This is a genomic window from Roseomonas sp. TAS13 (assembly GCF_001950415.1).
Classification (GTDB): Bacteria; Pseudomonadota; Alphaproteobacteria; order Acetobacterales; family Acetobacteraceae; genus Roseomonas; species Roseomonas mucosa.
The window spans coordinates 1-1258 of record NZ_BDLP01000661.1; the positions used below are offsets into that span (position 1 = coordinate 1).

Consider the following 1258-nt stretch of genomic DNA (forward strand, 5'->3'; position numbering starts at 1 on the left):
GCCACCGGCACGGTCCGCAGCGCGGCGGCATCCTCGCCCGGCGGCACGATGCAACCATGCAAGCCTGCCCGCAGCATGGCTGCGGCGGCATCGGCATTGCCGGCCATGGCAAGCTGCGTCGTGTATCCGGCGGCGGTGAAGCGCGCGGCGACGTCGGCCATCATGTGTGACTCGCCGCCGAACAGTCCGGTGCTGCCCGTGACGTCGAGCACCAGCGCATCGGGTGCATCGAGCGCCACCAGCGGCGTGAAGCGCAGCGCCCAGCACGCCAGCCGATCCAGCAGCGCCGCCTCCGCCGCCGGGTCGGCCGGCTGCAGCACGAGGTCCGGCCGCATCGCCTGGGCGTCGGCCAGGGCCTGACCCGCCTGCAGCGGCGGCGCATCGACGCAGGCGATCAGCCTCCGGTTGCCCTGCTGCTGCCAGGTCGCGAGCGGGCGGTCACGGAGCGACGGCTCTCTCCGTCGCAGGCGTTCGATGGCGAGCAGCGGCAGGCGCACGACGAGGACACGTCGCTTATCCGGCACGATGCGGCCGTCCGGGCCTGCGCTTCATCAGGACGAAGCCGGTGCGCTGGAGGTGCTGGGTGAGGTGACGGGCCGCGAGGCCCGCGATCATTTCGCCGCCATGCGGCCGGGGTCGGCCGCGCTCGTCGTAGCGCAGGGCATAGGCCAAGGCTTCGGTGACCTCCTCCGGCTGGGCAGGAGATAGGGCATGGGAGTCATCAGGAGGGTTGCTGGGGGGCACTTCGGACATGCCGGCAACCTAATCCGCGAATCCGGAACATAACAAGAACATAGAATAGGGCCGCCGTAGCGCCGCCTTGCCACCCATGCTGAAAAGTGGTGACCCACAAGGCCTTGGCGCACCTTGTGAATCTGAAAATGCAGCGACTCGCGCCGATCACACTCTCATGACCGGCGGGGTTCGCTTCGAGGCGGTGAGTCGCGCTTCCGGACTCGCCGCGTCCGCCAGGCCATGCAGCGTGCGATCCAGGTGCAGGTCGCCCTCCTGATGCCTCTCCAGTGTGGATCGGCATGGAATAGGAACCCTGTTGGAGGGGTGATCGGCGTCCAAACGGGACCCCACTGACGGCGGGGTTCACAGTGGTTTCCGGGATGATCGGGAGCCAGTGCTGGGATGCTGGTCGTGGAGACAGTGGCAAAGATCCGGCGCCTGCACCGGGTGCAGGGCAAGTCGATCAAGGCGATCTGTCGTGAGCTCGGGATTTCGCGAAAGGTGGTCCGGAAGGTTCTGCGGT

1 protein-coding gene and 2 pseudogenes are annotated in these 1258 nt (G+C 68.1%); 1 reads left to right on the top strand and 2 read right to left on the bottom strand.

Features of this window, described 5'->3' with window-relative positions; genetic code table 11:
- Both ROTAS13_RS24620 and ROTAS13_RS26785 read right to left on the bottom strand, forming a co-directional pair.
- Positions 1 to 524: pseudogene (locus tag ROTAS13_RS24620) on the bottom strand (DNA polymerase Y family protein); the annotation flags it as partial.
- Positions 514 to 753 (bottom strand): hypothetical protein, encoded by a 240-nt coding sequence (locus ROTAS13_RS26785; protein ID WP_126281742.1) that lies wholly within the window; start codon positions 751 to 753, stop codon positions 514 to 516. The pseudogene ROTAS13_RS24620 and the gene ROTAS13_RS26785, both read right to left, overlap by 11 nt.
- A gap of 384 nt (positions 754 to 1137) precedes the next feature.
- Between ROTAS13_RS26785 and ROTAS13_RS28370 the strand changes: the two are divergent.
- Positions 1138 to 1258: pseudogene (locus tag ROTAS13_RS28370) on the top strand (helix-turn-helix domain-containing protein); the annotation flags it as partial.